The 21,242-nt window shown below is 22.2% G+C and carries 15 protein-coding genes and 1 riboswitch; of the genes, 9 read left to right on the forward strand and 6 right to left on the reverse strand.

Annotated elements, in window-relative coordinates; translation table 11 throughout:
- Positions 1-22 precede the first annotated feature (22 nt).
- Positions 23-1,321: a hypothetical protein gene (locus EV215_RS10080; protein WP_134113888.1), complete on the reverse strand. Its 1,299-nt coding sequence runs from the start codon at positions 1,319-1,321 to the stop codon at positions 23-25.
- A gap of 204 nt (positions 1,322-1,525) precedes the next feature.
- Positions 1,526-1,646: riboswitch (SAM riboswitch) on the forward strand.
- Positions 1,647-1,825: 179 nt separating this feature from the next.
- Between EV215_RS10080 and EV215_RS10085 the strand changes: the two genes are divergently transcribed.
- Positions 1,826-3,106: an O-acetylhomoserine aminocarboxypropyltransferase/cysteine synthase family protein gene (locus EV215_RS10085; RefSeq protein WP_134113889.1), complete on the forward strand. Its 1,281-nt coding sequence runs from the start codon at positions 1,826-1,828 to the stop codon at positions 3,104-3,106.
- A gap of 38 nt (positions 3,107-3,144) precedes the next feature.
- Here EV215_RS10085 and EV215_RS10090 read toward each other — a convergent pair whose 3' ends face one another.
- The 3 genes from EV215_RS10090 to EV215_RS10100 are packed head-to-tail and all read right to left on the reverse strand — an operon-like array spanning position 3,145 to position 8,013.
- Complete coding sequence (locus EV215_RS10090; protein ID WP_134113890.1) at positions 3,145-5,112, reverse strand: SpoIIE family protein phosphatase; 1,968 nt, start codon at positions 5,110-5,112, stop codon at positions 3,145-3,147.
- Between the two features lie 11 nt (positions 5,113-5,123).
- The gene (locus EV215_RS10095; RefSeq protein ID WP_166667406.1) at positions 5,124-6,389 is read right to left on the reverse strand and encodes an S-methyl thiohydantoin desulfurase domain-containing protein; all 1,266 of its coding nucleotides are present in this window, start codon (positions 6,387-6,389) and stop codon (positions 5,124-5,126) included.
- A 34-nt stretch (positions 6,390-6,423) separates the two neighbouring features.
- A complete protein-coding gene (locus EV215_RS10100) occupies positions 6,424-8,013 on the reverse strand; it encodes a flagellar assembly protein A (protein WP_134113892.1) in 1,590 nt (529 codons plus the stop codon).
- A 149-nt stretch (positions 8,014-8,162) separates the two neighbouring features.
- Between EV215_RS10100 and EV215_RS10105 the strand changes: the two genes are divergently transcribed.
- Positions 8,163-8,576, forward strand: a complete 414-nt coding sequence (locus tag EV215_RS10105; RefSeq protein ID WP_134113893.1) for a hypothetical protein — start codon at positions 8,163-8,165, stop codon at positions 8,574-8,576.
- A 38-nt stretch (positions 8,577-8,614) separates the two neighbouring features.
- Here EV215_RS10105 and EV215_RS10110 read toward each other — a convergent pair whose 3' ends face one another.
- Positions 8,615-11,146 (reverse strand): TolB-like translocation protein, encoded by a 2,532-nt coding sequence (locus tag EV215_RS10110; RefSeq protein ID WP_134113894.1) that lies wholly within the window; start codon positions 11,144-11,146, stop codon positions 8,615-8,617.
- Between the two features lie 177 nt (positions 11,147-11,323).
- On the opposite strand from EV215_RS10110, the gene EV215_RS10115 reads away from it, so the two are divergent.
- From EV215_RS10115 to EV215_RS10140, 6 genes are all read left to right on the forward strand, one after another.
- On the forward strand, positions 11,324-11,590 hold the full coding sequence (locus EV215_RS10115) for a hypothetical protein (protein WP_134113895.1): 267 nt from the start codon (positions 11,324-11,326) through the stop codon (positions 11,588-11,590).
- Positions 11,591-11,603: 13 nt separating this feature from the next.
- Positions 11,604-12,008 carry a hypothetical protein gene (locus EV215_RS10120; protein WP_134113896.1) on the forward strand — a complete coding sequence of 135 codons (405 nt, stop codon included), beginning with the start codon at positions 11,604-11,606 and terminating at the stop codon, positions 12,006-12,008.
- A gap of 2 nt (positions 12,009-12,010) precedes the next feature.
- Complete coding sequence (locus EV215_RS10125; protein ID WP_134113897.1) at positions 12,011-12,388, forward strand: RidA family protein; 378 nt, start codon at positions 12,011-12,013, stop codon at positions 12,386-12,388.
- Between the two features lie 158 nt (positions 12,389-12,546).
- The gene (locus EV215_RS10130; RefSeq protein WP_134113898.1) at positions 12,547-14,565 is read left to right on the forward strand and encodes a sensor domain-containing diguanylate cyclase; all 2,019 of its coding nucleotides are present in this window, start codon (positions 12,547-12,549) and stop codon (positions 14,563-14,565) included.
- A 278-nt stretch (positions 14,566-14,843) separates the two neighbouring features.
- A complete protein-coding gene (locus tag EV215_RS10135; RefSeq protein WP_134113899.1) occupies positions 14,844-16,064 on the forward strand; it encodes a metallophosphoesterase family protein in 1,221 nt (406 codons plus the stop codon).
- On the forward strand, positions 16,051-18,882 hold the full coding sequence (locus tag EV215_RS10140) for an AAA family ATPase (protein WP_134113900.1): 2,832 nt from the start codon (positions 16,051-16,053) through the stop codon (positions 18,880-18,882). The genes EV215_RS10135 and EV215_RS10140 overlap by 14 nt, the downstream gene beginning before the upstream one ends.
- Positions 18,883-18,938: 56 nt before the next feature.
- On the opposite strand, the gene EV215_RS10145 is transcribed toward EV215_RS10140, so the two are convergent.
- Positions 18,939-20,549, reverse strand: a complete 1,611-nt coding sequence (locus EV215_RS10145; protein WP_134113901.1) for a peptide ABC transporter substrate-binding protein — start codon at positions 20,547-20,549, stop codon at positions 18,939-18,941.
- Between the two features lie 269 nt (positions 20,550-20,818).
- Here EV215_RS10145 and EV215_RS10150 point away from each other — a divergent pair, with 269 nt between their 5' ends.
- Positions 20,819-21,127: a hypothetical protein gene (locus EV215_RS10150; RefSeq protein ID WP_134113902.1), complete on the forward strand. Its 309-nt coding sequence runs from the start codon at positions 20,819-20,821 to the stop codon at positions 21,125-21,127.
- Positions 21,128-21,242 lie beyond the last annotated feature (115 nt).

Consider the following 21,242-nt stretch of genomic DNA (forward strand, 5'->3'; position numbering starts at 1 on the left):
CTACCCCTTTATAAAATTTTTATTAATTTTTTTTATCTAAAATAAAGCTTAGCATATCATCTACATTTTGTTTATAGTACATATTACCACAATGACCACCATATGGATAAATAAAACTACGTCCTTTGAAAGTGTCTTTTAACCATTTAACTTCTTCAGGAAGTAAAATAGATTCATCTTCATTTATGGCAACATACATATTTTTTTTATTTTTTAAATAATCTGTAATACTCATCATATTGGCCATATCTATAAGTTTTTCTTTTGTTAAAGTAGGGTCATCTTTTTTTAAATTTTCAAGAACATATTCATTGAAATACTTTATATAACTCATATTATTAGCTTTTTTGTAATATTTAGTAATAGAATCAAATTTAGACAATTTAGTATCTTTAGGAACTATTTTTCCAAGATTATTTTTAATATCACTAATAAATGATATATTAGTTATAGAATTTCTAAAAGAAAGACCAATAAATATTTTAAATTTTTCTTCAGTAAGTCCAAGTCCTTCTAAGTTATAAGAGTTATCTTTGATTATATTTAAATCAAGATTTATATGATCATGTGGATAAATATTAAAAAATAAATTTTCTGTATTTGAAATAAAATTATTAACATCAGAAATTTTATTTGGGAAATATTTTTCAACTAAATCATCAAGAATGATAGATGAAGTATATAAGTTTACAGCAGGATTAATTATAAATATTTTTTTAAAATTAAAATAATGTTCTTTGTCATCAAGTTTTGACACAAAAGCAGCATGAGTTCCTCCTAAACTATAACTTACTAAATATATATCAGTATATTTAATTTGTTTTTTTATTATTTCATGAGCTTTTTTCATTACTTTGTATAAATCTTTTGAATCTTTTTCTATAATTCCAGTATATCCATAAGAAGATGAATTTATTAAAAATGATGGATGACTAGGGGATGTGAGAGAAACTACATGAAATCCATTATTATAAAAAACATCTCTTAAAAATTTTGTTTTTGGAGCATTATAGTAACCTCCTGTACCCGAAAAAATATATACAAGAGGGGCCTTTTTTTTCTGTTTTGCTAATGAAAAAATGTTTTTTTTAGCAAACCAAAATATTTCAGGGATATTATTTGTTTTATTTATTTGTAGTTTATATAATGAAACAACAGGTTTTTTTTTGATTTTATACTGCAATCTAGGAGGAGTTCCTATTGCGGTACTTGTAAATCTATTTTTAAATGGAAATTTATAATTTTCTTCATTATATATTTTTGTATTACAAAATGTTAAACTTATGTTTAATAAAAACAAAAGAAATATTAATTTTTTCATAGGTTTCTCTCCTTTATTACTTTGGCATTATTAATAGTTTAACATAAAAATTAAAAGAGGTAAACTATTTCTATATTTAAATTAAAAACTATTATTATTTTAAAGAAATAATAATTTTTAAAAAAAATTTTGACAAATTTAATAAAAAAACTTTACAAAACTACTTTTTTATTGTATACTTCTATTAAGTCAAAACTGAACAAAAACTCATCAAGAGAAGTGGAGGGAACGGCCCTTAGAAACTTCAGCAACCTACCTTATGGTGTGGTGCTAATTCCGTGAAATAATTGATTTAAAAATTTAAATCAAAATTCGAAGATGAGAGAGATAAAATTAAGATTTTAACTCTTCTCATTAGAGAAGAGTTTTTTTTATAAATATTATTTACTAAAAGAATAAACAAAAAATAAATAGAGAATAAAGATAAATAATTATGTAGATAATAAGTTTATAAAAATAATAATTTATAAAAAGTAAAATAAAAAAACTAAGGGGGAATTAAATATGAGTAAAAATTTAAAATTTGAAACATTACAATTACATGCAGGACAAAAACCAGATAGTGAAACTGGTTCTAGAGCAGTACCTATTTATCAAACAACATCTTATGTATTTAAAGACACAGATCATGCTGCAAATTTATTTGCTTTAAAAGAAGCTGGAAACATTTATACAAGAATAGGGAATCCAACAACAGCAGTACTTGAAGAAAGATTAGCAGCACTTGATGGTGGAGTAGGAGCTTTAGCGGTGGCTTCTGGTTCTGCAGCAATAACATATGCTTTACTTACAGTGGCAAAAGCTGGTGATGAAATTGTAGCGGCAAGAAATCTTTATGGTGGAACATTTAATTTACTTTCAAATACAATTAATGATTTTGGGATTACAACGAAATTTGTTGATCCTGATGATTTAGAAGGATTTAGAAATGCTATTACAGAAAAAACAAAAGCAATATATATAGAAACAATAGGAAATCCAAATTGTACTCTTGTTGATGTAGAAGCAGTTGCTAATATAGCACATGAAAATGGGTTACCATTAATAATAGATAATACTTTTGCGACACCATATCTTTTTAAACCGCTAGAGCATGGAGCAGACATTGTAGTTTATTCAGCTACAAAATTTTTAGGGGGGCATGGTACAAGTATTGGTGGAATAATTGTAGATGGTGGAAAATTTGATTGGGCAAAAAGTGGAAGATTTGATAATTTTACAACGCCAGATCCAGGGTATCATGGATTAAAATATTCAGATTTAGGGGCACCTGCATTTATATTAAAAGCCAGAGTAAAACTCCTTAGAGATACAGGAGCAGCAATTAGTCCATTTAATGCATTTTTAATATTACAAGGGATAGAAACACTTAGTCTTAGATTAGAAAGACATATAAAAAATGCTAGAAAAATAGTAGAATATTTAAATAATCATGAGTTAGTAAAATGGGTAAGTTATCCTGAATTAGATGAAAATGAAAATAAAGCTTTAGCAGGAAAATATTTTCCTAAAGGTGTAGGTTCGATATTTACATTTGGAATAAAAGGTGGCGTAGAGGCAGGTAAAAAGTTCATTGATAGTGTAGAATTATTTTCACACTTAGCAAACGTTGCAGATGCAAAATCATTAATTATTCATCCAGCAAGTACTACTCATGGACAACTTTCAGAAGAAAAATTAAAAGAAGTAGGGATAAAACCTGAAACTATTAGATTGTCGATAGGATTAGAAAATGTAGATGATTTAATAGCGGATTTAGAACAAGCTTTTAATAAAATTAAATAAAAAAAGAGGCTCTTATTATAAGAGCTTCTTTTTTATAATTATTTAAATTTTATTCCTATCAGAGTAATATCATCTCGTTGAGTTTCTTTACCTTTCCATTTCTTTAAATTTTCAATAATAATTTTTTTTTGTTCATCTAATGGTTTGTGAGCTATTTGATCTAAATCATTTATTAATCGTTTTTTTGAATAACCAAAATTTTTTGGACCACCATTTTGGTCAGTATATCCATCAGTAGATAGATAGATTATTGTATCTGAAGTTGCATCAAATTTATATTCTGTATAATCGTAATGATCTTTTGATTTTATATATCCAATACTTTGGCGATCACCTTTAAATGTTTTAATAACTCCATTTTTTGATAAATACATTGAAAGCTTTGTTCCTACAAAGATAGATTTTTTACTAACTGAATTATATTTTATAAGAGAAATATCAAGTCCATCATCTGATATTTTTTGACTATTTTTATTGAAATATGTCTTTATTCTATGATTTAATCCATTTAATATTTCAGAAGGTGATATCTCTTTTGTAATTAATTCATTTAAAAATGAACTTGTAGCCATTGTCATAAAAGCACCAGGGACACCATGCCCAGTACAATCAATAACAGCGAAATAAATAATTTCTTCTATTTTTTTTCCAAAATAAAAATCTCCACCAACCACATCTTTTGGTTGCCAAATAATAAAAAAGTCTTTAAAATTTTCTTTTAAAAATTTTTTTGAAGGTAAAATATAGTTTTGAATTTTTCTAGCGTATCTTACAGATGAAACAATTTTTTCGTTTTTAATTCTAATTTCTTTTGTACGTTCTTTTACTTTTTCTTCCAATGTTAAATTGTATTCTTCAATTCTTTTATTTTGTTCTTTTATTTGATTAAAACTATCATTTAATTTAGCAGTCATAATATTAAATGTTTTTGCAAAATCTCCAATTTCATCATTACTTTTTATATCTGCTTTAATATTAAAATTTCCATTTGATAATTCATGAGAAATAAATTTTAATTTTTTTAAAGAATGTGTTACAAAAAAGCTTATAATAGAAATAATAAATATAGAAATAATAACAGAAATAGTTATTGCAAAATATGTAAATTGATTTAATTCTTTTAAACGTTTATTTATAAAAGATTTATCGTATTGTATAGCTATTATTTTACTATGATCAGATATATTGAATCCCGTATTTAAATTGATATAAATAATATTTTCTATATATTCATTATCTTCTTTAGTATATTTAGTATATTTTTTAGCTAATTCAACAATTTCTTTACTTTTTTTGGTAGGAGCATAATTTTGCCCGTTACTTACAAATTGATATCCAAAAACATCATATATTTTTATATCTTTTATAATTGGATTAATTTTTTTTAGTTTATCAATGATGTTTAAGGGATCAAGGTCATTAATAAAATCTTTTAACCCATTAGCAGTATATCCAAGTTCAAATAAATATTTTTTATCGGGTGTAGATTTATATACCCAAGTACTTAAAAAACCACTCATTACATTTGTTCGAAGCCTTTCATTATAAATTTTTCCATTTTTTCTAATAAAGTCAATATTTTCTCCAAGTTTTTTATTAAATTTCTTAAAATTAAAATTTAATGCTTTATTTTCTGTACTTTTTATTACAGTTGTATTTTCATCTATTATATAAAAATCATATTTATTTTTAAAATATTTACTAACTTCTATTAAATTAATTTTAGAGATATCTTTAGAACTTTTATTGTATTCATTTACAAATTTAAGGATATCTTTATTTAATTCTTCATTTAATTTTTTTTCAAACATTTTGTAAGCAGAGTCAATTAAATAAATATATGAAATAATTTCATTTTCTGTTTGATTTTGTGTTACTCTGTATTCTTCGAGAAGATATTTTTTTGTATTTTTTGCATGATAAAATGATAATAAATAAATACTTATTATCAAGATAGGTAATATAGAAAAGAGTAATTTTTTTCGTAGACTATTAAAAATATACATAAAACCTCCAATTATTCCAATTTTTCAATGGGAATATATTTTGTAGGGATAAGATCTTTTGGTATAAAGCCCCCTTTATTATGATTTGCTAAATTATAGATAACTTTATAAAATCCATTAGATATAAATGGATCTCTCATCTTATTATCGCATTTTGAACCTATAACCAAAATTTTTTCTCCTTTAGATAAGTTAACTACTTCTACATTAGATAAAGGACCTTCATTTGTTACATAAGAAATAGTATCAGGAGCCATTCCCCATAAATTACATTTGTGTGTTGATTTGTATTTATTTATTTTTTTTGTTTCATGTAAGCTAGAAAGTAAATTTTCATTTTCAAAAAAAATATGCATCTCTTGGTTTTCATTTTTTATGATAATAGTACCAAAATCAAAACCTTTTTTATCAATACTTCCAGGGATATACTCAACAAATTCACCTTTAAATATTTTTATAGGTTTTATTCCACCAAAAAAAGTAGTCAATTCTTTTTTATTATTATAAAATAGGTTATAGATATATTGTACTAAATTTCTATCATTATTTTCAATAAAATTTTTACCAATTTTATAAATTAATGATAAAGTATTTTGAATAGTAGAATCAGCTAATTTATTTAGTTCAGATTTTTTAAATGGATAGAATGATATACCACATAAACATTCAAAAATATTACTACTAAGAATGTTTCTAGCAATACTTTCTAATATTTCCGCATCAGATATATCAGAAGATAACAAATCATTTATTTTTTCGCTATCAATAGTTATATTTAAATGAGAATTTATGTAATTATTTAAATTATCATTTGATAATACAGCAGGGGCAATTTTTATATCTTTACTATAAGTAGTAAGTTGTAATTGAGGTACTGCACGTCTTGAACCATCTGCATCAAGAACAAAAAGATTATCAAGTTGAGCAGCAGTAAGGATAGGAATAAGGCTATTAACAGCCCCTATTTCAATAGGAAGTGTAAAATTAAAATTTTCATTCATATGTTTACTGAGTGTATTAAAGGCTCTAGAAGGAGCAGAGTAATCGTTGTCTTTTTTTAATGCAAGAGGTGAACCCATCATTGCAACTACAGCACCAGAATTTAAAGAGTTATCATTGACAGTAGTTATATTAATTTCTTTCCCTTGATTTATATATTCTAGAATTTTATTTTGGATTATAATAGCTTCATTTTTGCCACCACCACCACCAGCGCCTAAAAATAATCCACCTAAAATAATTGCTTCTAAATCTTGTTTTGAATTAATTTTTTTCATTTTAACCCCCATATATTATTATATTAATTTATAGTTATTTTCTTAATGGACGTATCTCTATTTTATTATTTATATATACAAATTCTACATGTTTCATTATTTTAGTAACGACATATTTATATTTATTTAACCATATCTCTACTCCAGGATAGCATATTTTATATACTTTAACTAAGCTTCCTTCAGTTGGATGGACATTTTTTAGATTATTAGCTATATCTTTAACCATAGATTTTACTTCATATTCAATAGCTAATTTTTCATTAAGAAGTCTGTTAAATTGCTTCTTCTTTTCTTCATCAAATGATTCTGGGTGAGCAAAACGCAAGTTTTCCATATATTCTAAACTTTTTTCAATATTAATTAATCTTTTTTTATTTTCTGATTTATATTCATCTATTTTATCGACAGCTTCTTTTACAGATATAGATTTTCCAGTTTTTATAATAGTTTTTAAGCCATTTTTAGAACCAAGTATTTTTGTAGATAACCCCTCTATTGCAATGATTTCTCCTCCCATTATTATACCTTTACCTTGAATAGCTTCAACAGACTTACCAGCTAAAATTTGACAGTTTACAGCACTATCTGTAATTATTATATTTTCTTTTGCTTCTAAGTAAGCAAATTCTAAATCTCTAATTTTTATACTATGATTTGCAATAATTTTACCTACTTCAGAACCGATAAAATTTTTTTCAATAATTACATTTTTTCCAGCCTCTAAAATAGCACCTTCAATTACTCCTTTTATTCGAATATCATTATCAGCTTTTATTCGATATCCCAAATCTACATTTCCATTTACTAATACGGTTCCTTCAAAATCTATATTTCCAGTTTTTATATTTACATCGTTAACAATTAATATATTTTTTACTGAAATAGTATCACCATTAATATCAACAAGCCCAGATATTGCAGCAACTAAAGTGAGGCCATTATGAATTAATTGTGTATTTTCACCTCTTTTTAAAACTTTATCTTGACCAGGAATAGCTGGAATAATATTTCCAAAAATATCAATTCCATCTGTACCTTGAGTAGCAGGAGTTTTTTCAGCTAAAATTTGATCTTTTTTTACAGGGATAAAAAGATCATTTCTTTCTTTATAGTCAATTTTGTTATTAGGATTATCTTCATCTTTATTTTTTTTAGGCATAAATTTATAATGAATCATAGCATCTTTTCCTTTTATAGGTGGAGTTCCTTCTGCAAAGAGAACAAATTTTCCTCTATAATCATATTTTATCATACCTAATAAAACTTTTTTATTTATACCATATGAAATGCCTATATCATAAGCTTTTTCTAATAAATATTTTAAAGATAAAAATTCTATAAAACCAGTATTTTTTATTTTTAAATAAGCTTTCATTTTATCATCACTTATTTTTATTTCAATATCAGGAATTTTTTTAAGATTTTCAATATTATCTGATATTTTTACTTCAACACCTCTTTCGAAATAAGCTTGTTTTACAGCTTCCAAATCAAAAGTATCTAATTCTGTTTGATTTAAAAATGCAAGTACACTAGAGATACTCATAGGTTCATTTTTTATTTTAATATATACACCATCGGGAGCAACTCTTAAAATAACTTTATTAAACTTCTCACTCATTTTTGTTCCTCCTTTGTTTATTTAAAATTTTTTTATTCAATATATTATTACTAAAAAAATAAAAAAAACCTTTAAAAAAGTTTGAAATTTAAAAAAAATATAATAAAATTAAAGTAGGATACAATAAAAGAAATATAAGGAGGGAAGATATGTGGGTGGAATATGCAAAAAAAGAAATTAAAAATATTTTAGATATAAAAAAACTCTTGGAAAATAATGGCTTCAAAGTAAAAGAATATTATAAAGAAAATAATTTATATTTATTTGCATTATATATAAATAATTATAAAGAGGAAGAAGAAGTTGTAAAAATAATAGAATTTAAGATTCAAAATAAAAAATTATATCGTTTAGTAGAAAAAAATAATTTATTTTTAGAAATTTGTTATTGTAATGAAAAAAATAATAACATTGTTTATTATTTAAAACAATTAGGGTATGAATCAAAAATTTTAAAAGAAAAAAAAGATGAATTTGTTGTAGCAATAGAAGATGATGAAGGATTAATTAGAATAGAGTATCTAAAAAAAGAAGGAAATATGGTATATAGATACATAAAATAGGCAGATTATAAAAAATCTGCCTATTTTATGTAAAAATTTTAAAAGTTAATTTTACTTTTTAAATAAATTGTAGGTGTTTGCCAATTTTTATTACTTATATTAATTTGGTTTAATATCCCAATTCCTAAATTTACAGGGATATGAGTAAAAATAAATCCATTTCCTGTTACATTAGTATTTAATACTAAATTTTGAGTAAGCCCGCTTGATAATATATGATACGTATCTAGATTGAATTTATAATTTTTCAAACTATATGTCCCAGAAGGAACTCCTCTATTTATAGATATAGTTTTATTAAAATTAAGTTTACTTATTAATAGATATCTAGAATATATATTATAAATAATACTATTTGATGATTTATTTGATATATCAAAATATTCATTATTATCTAGTATATCATTAAAATAAAATGCTTTTTTAGCAAGGCTTGCTTTAACTTTTATATATTTTGTTTTTAAATATCCACTAGCAACAATATTATCGCTATATAATGTTAGAATTGAACCTATTTTTTTATCATAATTTAAATCAAAATCATATTTTTTATTACTATCAAAACTTAAATCTAAATTAAACCAATTTATATTATTAAAAGATTTTAAAGGGTAATGATATTTAAATTTTGCATAACTATAAGTAGTAGAATTACTTAAATAAATATTTAAAGATGTATTATCAAAATAATTAAAAAATATTCCAGTTTGATTATTTTTGTACATGTTTTTAAAAAATATTCCAGTACTACTGTTATTATATTTTCCATTATTTATATTTTCACTAATTCCTAATTTAAAAAATCGTGTTTTAAAAACATTTGAAAAAGTAGCTGAATAAGTATCAAATACAGAACCAAAGCTATCAATTGTTAAATTAGTATTTTGAAATACAAAATTATCTCTAAATTCTTTAATTTCTAAATCATCAATATTTAAAGTTCTATCAACTTCTTCAATAATATTTTCTTGTGGTTGAGTATATCTATCATACATATCTGTTTTTATTAATTTAGAATAAGAATTATTTAAATTTAGTTTATTTAAGGTATATCCATTTGAAGTATAATTTGAAAAATAAAGGTTTTCATTGATTACAATAGGTTCAAAAGCTCCATACAGTACATTGGTTAATTGTAATATTTTATTATTTTCAAAGTTATAAGAAAATATATTATATGTTCCATTTATTGAATTTACAAAATATAAGTAATCTCCTTCTATAAATGGTGAATAACCTTCAGTTATAAAATTAATTTCATTATTTTCAAGGTTTAATTCATATATTTTTGGAGTTTTTTCATCTATTTTTACAGCTGAAAAATATAATTTATAATTAAGTGAATCATAATAAAATTTTTCAAATAAAAAATTTTCGTCAAAATTTATTAATATTTTACCATTATCTAAAACTAACTTTTGTTTTCCAGATTTATTTATTATATAAGCAATTTTACCGTCAATATTAATATAATTAATAGCTCTTTCTATTGATATTTTCTTAATATTTTTACTTTTTTTATAAGAAAAAGAATAATAGGTATTTTCTTTATTGTTATAATTAACTTTTGAAAAATATATATTATTATCACCTAAAGTATAATTTAGGATAGCTTTATTATAGACTCTATTATAATTATTATTAATAATATTATATGAATATATATTATTATTACTTATAAAAAATAAATTTCTATTTTTAACTTGTAAATTTTTAATTGTATTAAAATACAATTGACTTATTGTTTTTCCAGAAACTAAATTATTTTTATTTGAAATATTAAATGTTGTTTTTAAATAATTTTTATAGTATTGTAAAAATAATATCTCATCATTAACTCCAGATATTTTTAAGAAGCCATCATATGGTTGAAATAATTGATGATTTGATATATAAGATATAGCTTCTTTTAATTTGTTTTCACCGTATGTATCTACAAAGAATTTAATAAAATAATAGCCATATTCGTTTTCTTGATTATTATTATAATAACCATTTGAGAGTTCAAAACCATTAAATTTATTTTCTAAAATATTTGCTTTTAATTGCATTTTAAATTTATTAGATATAGGATTACCAGTTATACCTTTTTCTAAAATAATAGAGCTCACATATGTCGCTAATCCATTTACGTACCATTTAGGTAAAAATTTTTTTTGCGCAGTATACTTTGAAAATGGTAATCTTCCAAACCAACCATTTACATTTTTATAGATAACAGTTTTTGTTAAATTAATAGAAAAACTATATAGAAACCAGTTATCATAATTTTTTTCTTGGTCAAATAATGATGGAGAAGTAGCTGAAATATAGACTTCGTCATTATCGCTATATGTGTATGAATAGTCATAGTTATCATTTAAGATAACAGTAATTTTATTTTGTGGATAATAATTAAAAAACTCAAATATTTTATTTGCGATATTTTCGCTATTTTTCAATAATTCTAAAGCATTATCCTCTAATTCATTTTCGTATATAAAATTAAAATATTTTGTATTTAATGTTTTGATTTCTGCAAAAGTAAATATGTGTAGAGCTATAAAAAAAATGATTATATATTTTTTCATGATTCCTCCTTGTATAAATAACGTATATATATATTAACGTAATATTTCTATAAAAGTTTTAATATATTTTTATAAATTTGTCAAAAATAAAATTTTGTTTTTCAATAATTAAAAATATTTGATTTTTTTCTTCTATATGATAAAATATTATAACTTTAAAAGTATGGGGTGGCAAAAATGTTTAGAACAATTATAAATTTTTATGCTATGGGAAGTTTTTTAGCTCTTATTTCTACATTTTATATAGTATATAAATATAAAAAATTATTTAAAAAATCTGAATATACAGAAAAACATTATGTTGTTCTATTTTTTATTATGAGTTTGTCATCTTGGTATTTTTTTTACTTGTTTTTTGAAGACTTAAAAGAACATAGTGATGATATAGAAGATATTATTATTGAGATAAAAAGACAAATTGATATGTTTTTAGATGAATTATAAAAAGGGGTGGAATATGGAAGAACAACAAAGATTGAGTAGAGAAGAACTTGAAAAAGAGGTAAAAGATTTTAGAAAAGAAAAAGAGAGAGTTAGAAAGATAATAGGACAAATTGGAGGGAAAAGAAACCTTCAAAATGATAAATATATAAATATATTATTTTTAATAATTGTTTTAATTGTTTTTATATTAGGAGGTATTTTTCATACAATTCCTATAACTCTTTCACTTGAAATAGGGGTTTTTTTAGTATCATTAAAAGTAGCATATATGATAAACTCTCAAGAAAAAGTAAATCATTTTCAATTCTGGATATTAACGTCACTTGAGTTTAGATTAAATGAAATATCTAAAAATTTAAAAAAAGTAGAAAAAAGATTAGAAAAAATTGATTTTGAAAAAATTGATAAGGGGGAATAAATATGCAAAAAATTCATACAAATAATGCTCCAAAAGCAGTTGGAGCTTATTCTCAAGGAATAAAAGTAGAAAATTTTTTATTTGTTTCAGGACAAATACCTATTGATCCAAAAACAGGTGAATTTGTATCAAATAATATAAAAGAACAAACATTACAATCTCTTAAAAATATTGAAGCAATTGTAAAAGAAGCTGGAGGAACAATAGAAAACATAGTAAAAGTTGGAGTGTTTTTAGATGATATAAATGATTTTGCAGATATGAACAGAGTTTATGAAGAGTTTTTTGGAAGCCATAAACCTGCAAGAGCTGCAGTTGAAGTAGCTAAACTTCCAAAAGATGCAAAAATAGAGATAGAAGCAATAGCATATATAAAATAAAGTTATTTAGAGTAAGTTAAAATGACTTACTCTTTTTTTATAGAATAATTATTTTTATTAAAAACTTTAAAATTATATAATTATTTGATAAAATAAAAAGGATAATAGCTATTTCTATTGAAATATATATTAGATTATAAATTGTGGAGTTGGTAAGTATGCTTTTATTAGCTGAAGATGATATCTATAATTTTGTGTATACAAAACAAAAAGATTTTTTTATTCAAATAAAGGGAAATCTAGAGATATTATTTGTAAATCAAAGTTTTTGTAATGCATTTTCGATAGATGAAACACAAATTGTAGGTAGAAATTTAGGGGAATATTTAAATGAAAAATTGAAAAATGAAATAGTTAAAGAAATAAGATATTTAAATAAATTTAAACCTTATTCAAAGGCTAATTATAAAATAAAATTTGGAAATTCTAAAAGCGTGTGGTACGAATGGGAATATTATGCAATTTTAAATGAAGAACACATTGTAGAAAAATATAATATTTTAGCAAGAGAGATAAAATCAGATAAAACTATTGAAAATATGTTTTTCTTTCAAAATGATATCTTAAAAAAATTAAGTGAAATCAAAACATTTGGTGAATCATTAAAAATATTAGTAGATAAATTTAAATCAATAGAAGCATTTGATTCTGGAATACTATATTTATATAATAAAGAAAAAAATATTTTTTATTTAAAAGACTATATTAATATAAGTGAGGTATTTTTATCAAATAAAAATTTTTATAATAAAATACATGTTGATGCAAAATCGAGTTTAGACAAAGTTGTATACGTAGAGCAAATAGATGAGTTTAAAAAAGAAAATATAATGTCAATTGCTAAAATTCCATTAAAAACAGATGAGAATAGTTTTGGACTTATTGTTTTAGTATCCCATAAAAATATGATTATACCAAAAGCATTAAAATTGATTATAGAATCTATGAGATATCAAATAAGCAACATAATGTCTAAATTAAAATATATAGATGAACTCAATAATACTAATAATATGATTGAAAAATTATATGATATTGAGGGCGTTAATTTTTATATATTTAATAAATCTGGAGAAATTTATCCTTTAAAGGAAACATTGAAATTTGAAGAATTACCTATTCCAGATGATATTATTAGTATGGTAAAGAATAGTAATGATGTTATTAATATAAATGAATATAAAGATTTTAATTATTCTATGTTAATAAATGGAAATAATAATTATTTTGAATTAAGACTTTTTAGAGTATCAAAATTAGAATATATTATTAGAATTCAAGATAAAAGTATTTTAGAAGAAAAAAATAATCAAATAAGAGTACAAAATGAATTATTAAAATATATTGTAGATGTAGGAAACGTAGGAATTATTGAGATATCAGAAAATAAAGTAGCTTTTAATGAAAGTATTTTAACAATTTTAAAGTATCCTAAAGAAAATAATATTATTAGTTTTGAAACTTTTAAAAAACTTATTCATATAAATGATTTAGAAAAATTTAATTTTTATTATTTAGATTTTAACAATAGTAAGAATGGATATTTTGAGTATAAATTTAGGATTAAAAGATATGATAATAATTATATATGGTTAATGTTAAAAGCAAAAAAAGAAAAAGAAGAAAAAACTTATAAATTTATAGCTTATGATGTAACAAAATTTAAAACAGAAGAGAACGATATAAAAGAGTTATTAATAAAAGATAATATAACAAAGCTTTATAATAAAACATTCTTTTTAAAAGAATTAGATAATGAATTTAAAAAACTTCGTTCAAATATTAATCTTTTTTCAGTAGTTATGATATACGTAGAAAATTTAAATGATATATTAGAAAATTATGGAATTGATATACGAGATTATGTATTAGAAAAATTTGCAAAACATTTAAAAGATAATCTTAGAGAAGAAGATTTAATAGCTAGATATTCAGAAGATAAATTTGTAATGATACTTAAAAATATTGTAAATAATAATTCTGAAAGTGTAGTTAAAAGAATACTTGATTCTTTTAATATAGAACAAATTGAAGAGGGTTTAAAATGTAAAATTTTATTTTTTGATACAGAAATTTTAGATCAAAATATAAATCTAGAAAAAATTATAGATAATATGGTTGATAAAATATCAACTATTAAAAATAATTTTGAGCATATAAAACCGATAAATAATTAAATTTGAATCTAACTACTGGAGTATTATCTATATATAGCATAAGAAAAATTGTAAGTTTTATATGAATGGTTATGGAGAAAGTAATTTAGAAAAATATATAAAGTTTTTCATATATTAAAGTCCTAATTTTAACATGAACAAGTGTAGAGATAGTTTAGTGATATTTAATAAAACCAAAAAGCTATCATTTTGATAGCTTTTTTATTGTAATAGTAAAATAGTAAAAAAATAAAAATCATAACAAATAAAATTTTATAGCAAAAAAGAAAGGGGAGAAGATGAAAATACTACATTGTTCAGATATACATCTAGGGAAAAGACCTGTCGGAGGGATTGGAGAGTATTCAAATAAAAGGTATGAAGATTATTTTAAATCATTTGAATATATTATAGAGTCTGCTTGTAAAGAAAAAATAGATATTTTTATTATTGCTGGAGACTTTTTTGATAAAAGAGTTATTAATCCGGAAATACTAGAAAAAACAGAGAAAATATTAGAAAAATTAAAGGAAAATGGTATAAAAGTACTTATTATTGAAGGGAATCATGATAATATTATAAAGGGAAATGAAGAAAACTCGTGGATAGTTTACTTAGAAAAAAAAGGTTTATTTAAAAGATTAACTTTTAGTGTAACTTATATAGGAGAAGAGAAAAAATTTGATTTTGATGTTATAAAAATAGGAGATGTTAATTTTTATGGACTTGGATATCCAGGAATATTAGTAAATGAGGCTATGGAAGAACTGTCTAAAAGAGTTAATCCATTAGAAAAAAATATAGTGATAGTACATACAGCTATATCATCTGGAGATTTTTTGCCTGGAACTATTGAAAAGGAAATTATTGATAAATTTCAAGGGAAAGTTATATATATTGCAGGAGGACATTTTCATACACATATAACTTATCCAAAAGAAAATCCTATATTTTTTATACCGGGTGCTAGTGAGTATTGGAATATAAAAAGTGAAATAAACAGAAAAAAAGGATTTATTATTTTTGATACAGAAACAAAAGAATATAAATTTTATGATAGTAAAACTAGAGATATTGTTATTTTAAATATAGAAAATATAAAAGAAGAAGAAGAAGTTTTTCTTAAAATAAATAAAGAAAAAAATAATATAAATATTATTGAAAATGAATCATTATTATTTATAAATATTTCATTAGAAAAAAATATATTTTTAAATACAAATGAAATAGAAAAATTATTTGAAAAAGAAAAACCATTAAAAATATTTATAAATACTAAATATAAAAATAGTTTAAATAATAGAAGTATTAATAGAGAAAATATATCAAATATATATGAAATAGAAAAAGAAGTTATAAAAAATAGCTGGGATAAATTTAGAGATGCTTCAGAAATAGTTGTAGAAACATTAAATAATTTAAAAATACATCAACAAGAGAAAGATAAAGAAAGATTTTTTGAAGTATTTGACCATTTTGTAAATAAAATAATATCAGGTGATAATAATGAAAATAAATAAAATATATTTAGAAAATTATAGAATACATGATAAAAAAGAGATAAATTTTTCTAATGGAGTAAATTTATTACTAGGGAAAAATGGTGCAGGTAAAAGCTCAATATTGGAAGCAATAGGACACACTTTGTTTTCTTCAAAGTTACGGGATAATTCTGCTAAAAATTGTATAAAATATGGAAGGAATAAAGCTATAGTTGAAATAGAGTTTGAAGGAAATGATGGAATAGAATATGTTATAAAAAAAACTATAAAAGTAGTAGGAAATGATACTTATAGTTTTTATGAAAAAAATAATCCGGAAAAGTCAGTTGCAACTAGAAAAGAGATAGACGAAAAAATTTATAAAATATGTGGACTTATTAAACAGTCAAATAATATATATGATAATATAGTTTCAATAAAACAAAATAGTTTTGTAGATATATTTTTGTTAAAACCTAGTGATAGGGAAAAAATGTTTAACGAAATATTTAATACAGAAATATATAGAGAGATGTTTGAGAAATATTTAAAAGAAGTAAAAGATGAATATGATAGAAAAAAAATAGATATTGAAATGGAATTAAAATTATTGAATGAAAATAATATTGATATAAATAAAGTTAATTTAGATATGAAAAATGAAAAAGAAGTTAATAAAAATTTATTAGAAAAAGAAAAAAAAATTCGTATAAAAAAAGATGAATTAAAAAAAGAAAAAGAAAAGTTACTAGAGTTAGAAAATGAAATTAAACTAATAAAATCTAGCATAGAAAATATTGATAGTTTTATAAATAATATAGAAAATCAAATAAAATCACAAGAAAAAGAATTTGAGATTATCAAAAAAGCTAAAGTTTTATTAAAAGAAAATGAAAAAGAGTATAATGAGTATAATAAAAATAAAAAAGAATTAGGTGAGCTTGAAGAAAAATTAAAAAATTATGAAGAAATTAAAAGTTGGTGCGAAAAACAAGAAAAAATCAAAGAAAAAATTAAACTAGAAATAGAGGAAAAAAATTGGAAAATAGGAAATATTAAAACAAAACAAGAAAATATAAATAATAGAGTTCAAGAAATAAAAGATGATTTAATAAAAATAAAAAATGAATTATCTAAAAAACAAATTCAAGAACAAGAAATTTTAAAAAATATTGAAAATAAGGAAAAAGAAAAGAAAAAAATAAAAAAGTTATATGATGAATATGAAAAATTAAAAGAAGAAAAACGATTTTTAGAAAAAAGTTTAGAAGAAATAAAAGAGAAATTTTCTATTGATAAACAAGAGATAATAGAAAAAAATTTAAATCAATATGAAAAAGAAAAGAAAAAATTTTTAGAATTAAAAAAAGAAAAAGAAAAATTAAAAAATAAAGAAATTAATATTAGATTACTGATAGATCAAAATAAAAAAGCAGAAGAGCAATTATCAACAGGATTTTGTCCAATTTTACAAGAAAATTGTAAAAATATAGAGGGAAATAGTCCAAATAATTATTTCATAAATAAATCAAAAGAGTTAAAAAAAGAATATGAATTAATAATAAATAAGTTGAATAAATATAATAATGTAGAAATCAAACTAAATGAAATAGAAAAAGAAATAAATTTAAATAAAGAAAAAATTAAAGAATTTAATATTAAAAAAAATGAAAAGCATGGAAAAAAATTATTAATAAAAGAATTAGAGTTAGAGTTAGAAAAAAAATATATACAAGTAAGAGATATTTTAAAATTAGAAAAAAATGAAAATATAAAAGAAGTTGTGTCAAAATTAGAAAAAGAATATATAACTCTCCAAAATAAACAAGAAAATTTAAATATAAAAAAAGATATTGAAATAAAAAAAGAGTTAGAATTAAAATTAAAAAATAAAGAATTAGAAAACAAAGAATTAGAAAATGAAGCTAAAATATTATCTGAAGAAATTAAAAGAAAGCAAACTAGATTAAAAGAATTAACAAAACAACTTTCAATAGGAGCTGATAAATTAAAAAATTTAAATCCATATAAAGATAAATATGATGACTTAAAAGAAAAAAATAAAGAATTAGAAAACAAAAAAAATATTTATATAGAAAATAAAAAAACAGCAGATAATTATGATAGTTGTTTGGATAAATTGGAAAAATTGAAACAAGAAAAAGAGGTGAAATCAGAAGAAAAAAATACTAAAAATAAGAAAAAAATAGAATTAAAGAAAAAAATATCAGAGATAGATAAAGAAAAATTAGAGAAAGAGATAGTTGAAATTGAAGAATATATAATAGATATAAATGAGAAGATAGGAATATCAAATACTATGATAAAAACGCTTAAAGAAAAAGAAGAAGAATATAATAAAAATATAAAAGAGATTAAAAAATTAGAAAAAAGGTTAAATAAAATAAAATTAAAATCTAATATTGCAGATGATTTTAGAAAAAATATAAATAATATGGGGAAAATGGTATCAAAATATTTAATAGAAGACATTTCTATAAAAGCTACAGAGAATTTTAGAGAAATTACCGGAAGAACAGAGATTATTAAATGGATAAATGATGAAAACAATACATATCAAGTGTTATTAAAAGATGAAGAAGGAACTAGAGTATTTGAACAGCTATCTGGAGGAGAGCAAATAGCTGTAGCATTAGCTATACGTACAGCATTAGCTGAAATTCTTAGTTCTACGAACTTTATAATTTTTGATGAACCTACAAATAATCTTGATGAAGAAAGAAGAAAATCACTTGCGGATTCCATGTCAAAAATTCTTAGCAGTATAAATCAAAGCATAATAGTAACACATGATGATACATTTGAAGAAATGGCAAATAAAATTATATATATTTAAAAAACTAGACTTTAGTTTATACTAAAGTCTAGTTTTATTTTTAGTTTTTTTTATAATTATTTTTCTATATCAGCCCAATAAAATTCTTTTTCTGCTCCAACACTTGAAAGAGTTAAATTTTTTACTCTAGATTTTATTAAGATGTTTTTAGCATTGAATACTAAAGGAACAATTGGCATTTCTTTTATTAATATTTTTTCAGCAGCAGCCATTGCGTCCATTCTTTTAGATTTATCAGCTGTATTATAAGCGATATCTATATATTTATCATAATCTGTATTTCCCCAAGCAGTATGGTTATTTCCACCACCAGTTACAAATAGATCCATATAAGTCATAGGGTCAAAATAGTCAGCCCCCCATCTTGTTAATTGGAAATCAAAATCCATTTGTCTCATTCTTTGTAATCTTATTTGATATGTAACGTTTTCTATATTTACTTGAATACCTAATTTACTTCTTAATTGTTCTTGAACAAATTGAGCATCACCTTTAGCAGTAGGTTTACTTCCAATTAAAAGATTTAAAGTAAGTGGTTCTGTAAATCCTAATTCTTTTTTAGCCATTTCATAATATTTTTTAGCTAATTCTATATTTTCTTCGAATAAATTTAGTCCGTAATCTTCTCTAAAAGATTTATTTTTACCAGGGAATCCTTCAGGTGTAAATGAACGAGCTGGTTTAGAACCATCTTTTCTCACTGTTGTAACTAAATCATTTCTATCAATTGCATAAGCAATAGCTTTTCTTAAATTTTCATTTTTAAAATATTTATTATTTGTATTAAATTCTAAATACCATACAAAACTATCATCTAAATTAATAAGTTCTTTACTATCTTTGAAATCAGGTAATTGATCGCCAGTAATATTAATTACATCAATTTCATCATTTTTGTACATATTTGCTAAAGTATTTACATCTTGTACCATAAGTACATGTAATTCATCAATTTTTATAGTATCTTTATCCCAAAAATTCTCATTTTTTGTTAAAATTATTTTACTATCATGTTCCCATTCTTTAATTTTCCAAGGTCCATTATAAATAAGGTTTTCTTTTTCTAAAGCAAAATCATCACCTTGAGATTTATAAAATTTTTCATTTAATGGAAAGTAAGTAGGAAATGCAAGCACAGATGGGAAATAAGCTACAGGTTTATCGAGAGTTATTTCTAAAGTATAATCATCTATTACTTTTACTCCAACTTGAGAAAAATCTTTAATTTCTCCAGTATTATACGCTTCACTATTTTTTATATAATAAAGCATATATGAATATGGAGCAGCTACTTCTGGCTCTAATCCATGTCTTATTCCATAATAATAATCATTTGCTGTGACAGGTTCTCCATTTGACCATTTTGCATTTTTTCTTAAATGGAAAGTCCACACATTACCATTTATATCCCAAGATTCAGCCCCAGCTGGTATAGGATTTCCATTTGGATCCAATCTTGTAAGTCCTTCATATACTTCATTAGCAATAAGTATCGATGTACCGTCAGTTAAAACTTGAGGATCAAGTGACGCAGGCTCACCTTCAACACTAAGTTTTACTATTTTTTTATTTTCTTTATTTTTTTTAAAGAAAAGTCCACTATAACTTGTAACTGACATAACAAGTGAAAATACTAAAGTAAATATTAATATTAATCTTTTTTTCATAAAAATTCCTCCTTTTATTTTACTTATAATAGAATTGTATTACAAAAGTAGTATAAAAGTAAAATATATAAAATTTATAGATGTATTTATTATATATATATAAAGAATAGTAATGTTTTATAAAATTTATATTATATAAATAATAAGTAGAAAAAATTTGTATAATAACAAATTCATCTATTAAAAAACAAAAAAATATTGAAAAAAGTTTAAAAATTTAATATAATAATTAGGAAATTTTTTTGGGAAATAGAAAAGAGGGGAAAAATATGTACTTTAATATTAATAATAGATTTTATAATGACTTAGAATTAATAAAAGAAAAAAAAGAAAAAAAAGAAATTGAAACAGAAAATAAGACAACAATTCAAAATAAAGAAACAAAATTTGAAAAAATATTAAAAGAAGAGATAGAAGAAACTAAAGAAGATAAACTTGATATAGAAGAAGAAAATAAGAAAGAAATAAATGTATCAACAATAATAGCAAAAACAAATTCTCTTGAGTATACAAATGGCTTAGCTGCAAATTATATTAGAAGTTATATTTTAAATAAATATAAAAATACTAAAGAATAACTTATTAAAAGTAAAAAATATGGAACATTGTATAATTAATTGCACAAATAAATAAAAAAAAAGACACATCTAATAAGAATCTATGCTAAAATGTTGAATCACTAAAAACAATATT

Origin of the sequence: Hypnocyclicus thermotrophus, from assembly GCF_004365575.1 — a bacterium.
GTDB lineage: Bacteria > Fusobacteriota > Fusobacteriia > Fusobacteriales > Fusobacteriaceae > Hypnocyclicus > Hypnocyclicus thermotrophus.